Genomic DNA, 6106 nt, shown 5'->3' on the forward strand with positions numbered 1-6106 from the left:
GAATATTATTATCTTCTAGCCACATTTTTGCTTTTCGACAAGACGTACAACTTGGTGAATTATACAAAATTACCATTTTGCTCTCCCCCTAACTACTCTTTTAAATAAAAGTAATATAGTTATGTGTATTAATTTATAAGAATTGGTTAATTATAATTAGTTTAATCTACAACCATATGTTCACATTATACAGTATTGTGCAAAATAAATATATACAAATTTGTAAAAAAATTTAAAAAAACCTATACAAAAGGTGTACAATTTTCAGTAAATTTATAAGTAAAATATAGGCTAATTTCTTTGATACATTTTTCGTATATGAAAGGTGTTTTTTACACAATAAACCTCACTATCCGTAAATGAAACCTGCTTTCTAGTTTCAGCCGATCTTGCACCTTCCCGCAGCATTTCCCAAAGTAGTCGGTATACCTTTCGTTTCACACAACTTTAGTCCTAAAAGTTACAATATTAAAAGCAAGATTGCTTTATAAAAAGCCCAAAAATAATTATTCGGAAAAAGCTTATTTAACCTTTCTATTTCACCAATTTTTTAATACAATAATAGTAACGCTTACATTCCTAGGAGGCTAATCTTATGGCAGCTTACATAACTGATCTATTGATTGTTGCATTGTTAGTAATTGGAATTACTGCACTTAATGGTGTGTTTACAAACGCTATTGGCGAAAAAATATTTGGTAGAGGTAAAAAAAGTCAATTTGTTGATATGTCTGACAGAATGTCTGCAAACTTCAAACAAGTTGGTGGCCAAGGCAAGTTCCGTAAAAAAACCTATTAAGAACAGACTTATAAGAAATTTACGATTAAAAAAAGGGCAAAGGCCCTTTCTTTTTTTGCCTTGATAAAGTTTAGTGTATAACTAATGTAGAATTGACTAAGGTCACTAGTTCGTCCTACGGTACAGTACTTTGAAATATTAAAATTCAGGGGCTTTGAATTAAAAATTTGGTTATCATTGTACACTCTGGATTAATTTTCTTCTAAGCTTGTCCTACCATTATTACACATAGCCTAATCTACTCTTTTATCATAAAACCTACACCTTAATTTTCCCTTAACATTATTTTAGTATTTCTACTTCCTCATGAACCTCTTATGAGGAACCACTACACTTCTTTTTGCTGTTTTACTTCCTCATGAACCTCTTATGAGGAACCACTACACTTCTTTTGACTGTTTTACTTCCTCATAAACCTCTCATGAGGAATCACTACACTTCTTTTTTCTGTTTTACTTCCTCATGAACCCCTCATGAGTAACTTTTCTTCTTCTTTTTGCCTTTCTACTTCCTCATTAACCTCTAACCTAATCTTATATCTAAGTAAAAAAATCCTAGCGATAAACTCACTAGGATTGATTTATTATTTATACATTTGTTGATAATTTTTAAATTCTGCTTCAGAGCAAAGTACGAAATGTCCAGGACGAACTTCACGTAATTTTGGTTGTTCGTTTGAATAATCGTGTTGTTTTGAATCATAAACGATACGTTTACGATTGCGCTCATAATCAGGATCTGGAAGCGGAATTGCTGATAATAATGATTTTGTGTAAGGATGCATTGGGTATTCATATAATTCATTACTATCTGCAAGCTCAACAATTTTACCGTGGTACATTACACCGATACGGTCACTAATGTACTTAACCATTGATAAATCATGGGCGATAAATAGATATGTTAAACCTTTTTCCTTTTGAAGCTTTCTCATTAAGTTTACAACCTGAGCTTGAATTGACACGTCAAGAGCTGAGATTGGCTCATCGGCGATAATAAATTCTGGTTGTACAGCAAGTGCTCTCGCAATACCGATACGTTGACGTTGTCCACCTGAGAATTCATGTGGGAAACGGTTAGCGTGCTCTTTATTTAAACCTACTGTTTCAAGTAAGTCATAAACCATTTTCATTCGCTCTTCTCTGTTACGAGCTAAGCCATGAATATCAATACCTTCTGCAATGATATCTGCAACTTTCATACGCGGGTTTAATGAAGCGTATGGATCTTGGAAAATCATTTGCATACGACGGTTAAACTGCTTTAACTCTTTACGACTTTTCTTACCATGTACATCTTCACCATCGAAAATTACTTGTCCATCAGTTGCATCATACAATCGAATGATCGAACGTCCAGTTGTAGATTTACCAGAACCTGATTCACCTACTAAACCGAAAGTTTCTCCACGGAAAATGTCAAATGTAACATCATCGATTGCTTTAACTGTTGTTTTACCTGTATTAAAGTATTGTTTTAAATTTTTAACTTCAACTAATTTTTCTGCTTTATTTGACATTTACTTCACCTTCCTTCATTCGTTGAATACGCTTCCTAACGGCTTCAGGTGGTTCAACTTTTGGAGCATCCTCATGTAATAGCCATGTTGCAGCATAGTGTGTTTCAGACACTTTAAACATAGGAGGTTCCATTTCATAGTCAATTTTTAAAGCATTTGGATTACGTGGTGCAAACGCATCACCTTTTGGAGGATTTAATAGATCCGGTGGTGTACCAGGAATTGCTACTAATTCTGCTCCTTGTTCATTATCTAAGTCAGGCATTGAAGCTAAAAGTCCCCAAGTGTAAGGATGTTTTGGATTGTAGAAAATATCGTCTACAGTTCCCATTTCAACTACTCTACCTGCATACATAACTGCAACTTTATCTGCAACATTCGCTACTACACCTAAATCATGTGTAATAAAGATAATTGCTGAATCAGTTTTTCTTTGAATTTCTTTCATTAACTCAAGAATCTGAGCTTGAATTGTAACGTCTAGAGCTGTTGTTGGCTCATCGGCGATTAATAATTTTGGATTACATGCTAACGCCATTGCAATAACAACACGTTGTCTCATACCGCCAGAGAATTGGTGTGGATATTGTTTAAAACGAGCTTCAGCATTTGGAATTCCAACAAGATTTATTAATTCTAAAGCAATTTTCTTTGCCTCAGTTTTACTCATTTTTTGATGCTTTATTAGACCTTCTGTTATTTGATATCCAATCGTTAATACTGGATTTAAAGAAGTCATAGGATCTTGGAAAATCATTGAAATTTCTTTTCCACGAATATTTTGCATTTCTTTTTCTGTTAATTTAGCTAAATCTTTTCCATCGAATAAGATTTCACCGCTCTTAATTTTACCTGGAGGGTTTGGAATTAACCCCATTAATGCTTTAGATGTTACTGATTTACCTGAACCAGATTCACCTACAATTGCTAATGTCTCACCTTTTTTAAGATCAAATGAAACTCCGCGTACTGCTTGAACTTCACCAGCATGAGTATAAAAGGAGACACACAGATCTTTTACTTCTAATAATTTACTCATAGTTCATTCTCCCTTCAAAATTACTTACTCATTTTTGGATCTAAAGCGTCGCGTAATCCGTCAGCAATTAAGTTGAAACTTAAAATTAATAAGCTGATTACAACCGCTGGAATAATCATCATATGAGGGAAAGTTTGTAATGATTTGAAGCCATCACTTACTAAAGAACCTAATGATGCTTTTGGTGGTGCAATACCTAAACCGATGAAGCTTAAGAATGCTTCAGAGAAGATTGCACTTGGAATCGTGAACATCATCATTACGATGATTGGACCCATAATATTTGGAATTAAGTGTTTTGCAATTAATTGAGTATTTGTTGCACCTAAAGTTCTTGATGCTAATACGAATTCTTGATTTTTTAGTTTTAGCATTTGACCACGTACGATACGGGACATACCTACCCAACCTGTGATTACCATCGCTAAAGCGATCGAAAGAATACCTGGGTTTTTAAATACTAAGATGAATAAGATAACTACGATTAGATATGGAACACCCATTAGGACTTCAGCAATACGCTGCATGATAGTATCTGTCCGGCCACCAAAGAATCCTGAAATACCACCGAAAGCTACACCAATTACCATATCAATTACTGCTGCTAATAAACCGATTAAGATTGATACTCGAGCTCCAGCCCATGTTCTTGTGAAAAGGTCACGACCTAAATCATCTGTACCAAACCAATAGTTTTCTTTAATATTTTTGTTTTTATATACATCGTTTCCATATTGATCAATTCCATCAAATGGTAAGAATTTTACATTTTCTAATACACCAATTTTTGGTGGTAATTTTGATCTTTTTAAGTCTTGGTCTTTATATGAGTGTCCACTCATCATTGGACCAAACAATGTAAAGAATAATAAGATACCAAGGATAATAAATCCTAACATTGCACCTTTATTTTTTCTAAAACGTCTTCTAGCATCTTTCCAAAAAGAATCCGAAGGTCTTGAAATTTTATCTGCATTATTCAAATCTACGTTTGCAGGTTGGAATAAATCAGATGAAATTTTTTGAGCTGTGTTGTTGTTCATTATTTATTTACCTCCTGCTAAACGGATACGTGGATCAATTACACCGTATAAAATATCTACAAAGAAGATTACGATTAGTAATAATGCACTGTAGAAAATTGTTGTGCCCATAATTACTGAGTAATCATTTGTTACAATTGAGTTAACAAATTGAGAACCTAGTCCAGGTACAGCAAACATATTTTCAATAACTAATGTACCAGTCATTAAGTTTACAGCCATTGGACCTAAAATTGTAACTACTGGGATTAATGCATTTCGTAGTGCATGTTTAATGATTACGCCTACTTGAGAGATACCTTTTGCTTTTGCTGTTACGATATACTCTGAGTTCATAACTTCGATTAACTCAGTTCTTGAGAAACGAGCTACAGTTGCTGTTACGAATACTGACAATGCAATTGTCGGTAGAATCGTGTATTTAAAGCTTTCCCAATATGCTACCGGGAACCAATGTAATTTTACTGCTAAGTAGTACTGTAAGATTGCCCCGAAAACGAATGACGGGATGGAGATACCTAGAACTGCTAGAACAGTAGAACCATAATCAAATATTGTATTATTTTTTAGTGCTGCTACGATACCGAAGATTAATCCGATAAATGTTCCTAATAATAGTGCTTGAGCACCTAATTGAGCCGATGGACCAATACGAGTTGAAATCATATCAGTTACTTTACGATTATCGTATTTATATGAATCTCCTAAATCACCTTTAGCAAGATTCTTCATGTAATTTGCATATTGTACAGGAACTGGCTTATCTAACCCATATTTAACAAAAATAATTTGTTTTTGTTCAGGTGTTAATTTCTCTGGGTTTTTTAATGGAGAACCTGGTAACAACTTCATTAAGAAAAATGTAACAGTACAAATTAAAAATAGTGTGACAAACATGTAAATAAATCTCTGTAGCACGTAACGTCCCACAACTGCACCCCCCTATTAATTTAAAAAATATTTTATTTTTTTTATTTTTTGATAATTCTTTTGTAAAAATGAGAGCATTTGGATCTTTCCTATTTGAATCTACTCCACATACTCTTTAGTACCTATTATAATGCTGTAATTTTTTCGATCGATTTAACTTCTTGTCCATATTATTCTCAAACATGGGATTAATCATTTAATCCTTTTTTTTCATTTGTTGTAAAATGGTGTAAATTTTTGCTTAAGCTTTTTTTTCCAACAATGTAAGCGTATTCGTAATGACGCTTTTGGTCAATATTTTTTTACTGGAAAATTCTAAATTATTATTCTAAACAGATAATTCCTTACAATTTCCCCCTTATAAATTGAGCTGGGATCCTTATAAAAAATAGCTTATTTAGATATTTATTCATAAATTTAGTAAAAAAAAGAATGCTTATTCAAAAATTCAAATTGCAATTTCAGTATAGCAAATTTATTTATCGTAACATATCTCGCAATCCATGATGTATACCCCCTAAGATGCTAATACAATGTAGGTTAAAATACAGAAAGTTAATATACAATTCTGAATTTTTATAGTAGAATTTTCGATAAGTATCGATTTTTTTCTACAAATTTTATTATACATTTTTATGAGAGTTTTACAACAATTTTGACAAATAAAATTAAATAATTTATTAAAATAAAGTGAATTGTCTTAAAAATGCTAACAATTTAAAAATATTTTGTAACGATTAGTTGAAACTGTTTACAATGTTATTATAGTATAGCAT

At 32.5% G+C, this 6106-nt stretch carries 5 protein-coding genes and 1 pseudogene; 1 reads left to right on the plus strand and 5 read right to left on the minus strand.

Going from position 1 to position 6106, the window contains the following annotated elements:
• Positions 1–76 (minus strand): annotated as a pseudogene (locus CN514_RS25325) (transcriptional regulator Spx); the annotation flags it as partial.
• Between the two features lie 519 nt (positions 77–595).
• Here CN514_RS25325 and CN514_RS14095 point away from each other — a divergent pair.
• Positions 596–799, plus strand: coding sequence for a hypothetical protein (locus tag CN514_RS14095; RefSeq protein ID WP_098233140.1), 204 nt, complete (start codon positions 596–598; stop codon positions 797–799).
• Between the two features lie 583 nt (positions 800–1382).
• Here the strand turns inward: CN514_RS14095 and CN514_RS14100 are convergent.
• From CN514_RS14100 to opp3b, 4 genes are read right to left on the minus strand one after another with little or no spacing between them, the layout of a single operon-like run.
• On the minus strand, positions 1383–2318 hold the full coding sequence (locus tag CN514_RS14100; protein WP_098233141.1) for an ABC transporter ATP-binding protein: 936 nt from the start codon (positions 2316–2318) through the stop codon (positions 1383–1385).
• Positions 2308–3357: an ABC transporter ATP-binding protein gene (locus CN514_RS14105; RefSeq protein ID WP_098233142.1), complete on the minus strand. Its 1050-nt coding sequence runs from the start codon at positions 3355–3357 to the stop codon at positions 2308–2310. The genes CN514_RS14100 and CN514_RS14105 overlap by 11 nt, the downstream gene beginning before the upstream one ends.
• Before the next feature lie 20 nt (positions 3358–3377).
• Positions 3378–4400, minus strand: a complete 1023-nt coding sequence (gene opp3C / locus CN514_RS14110; RefSeq protein WP_097973672.1) for an oligopeptide ABC transporter permease — start codon at positions 4398–4400, stop codon at positions 3378–3380.
• Between the two features lie 3 nt (positions 4401–4403).
• Positions 4404–5330, minus strand: a complete 927-nt coding sequence (gene opp3b / locus CN514_RS14115; protein ID WP_098427730.1) for an oligopeptide ABC transporter permease — start codon at positions 5328–5330, stop codon at positions 4404–4406.
• Positions 5331–6106 lie beyond the last annotated feature (776 nt).

The sequence above is a fragment of the Bacillus sp. AFS001701 genome, assembly GCF_002559405.1.
Taxonomy (GTDB): Bacteria; Bacillota; Bacilli; order Bacillales; family Bacillaceae_G; genus Gottfriedia.

Excerpts from the sequence above, each read along its gene's own strand:
- CN514_RS14095 (WP_098233140.1), top strand. The coding sequence starts at position 596 with ATGGCAGCTTACATAACTGATCTATTGATTGTTGCATTGTTAGTAATT.
- CN514_RS14100 (WP_098233141.1), bottom strand. The coding sequence starts at position 2,318 with ATGTCAAATAAAGCAGAAAAATTAGTTGAAGTTAAAAATTTAAAACAA.
- CN514_RS14105 (WP_098233142.1), bottom strand. The coding sequence starts at position 3,357 with ATGAGTAAATTATTAGAAGTAAAAGATCTGTGTGTCTCCTTTTATACT.
- opp3C (WP_097973672.1), bottom strand. The coding sequence starts at position 4,400 with ATGAACAACAACACAGCTCAAAAAATTTCATCTGATTTATTCCAACCT.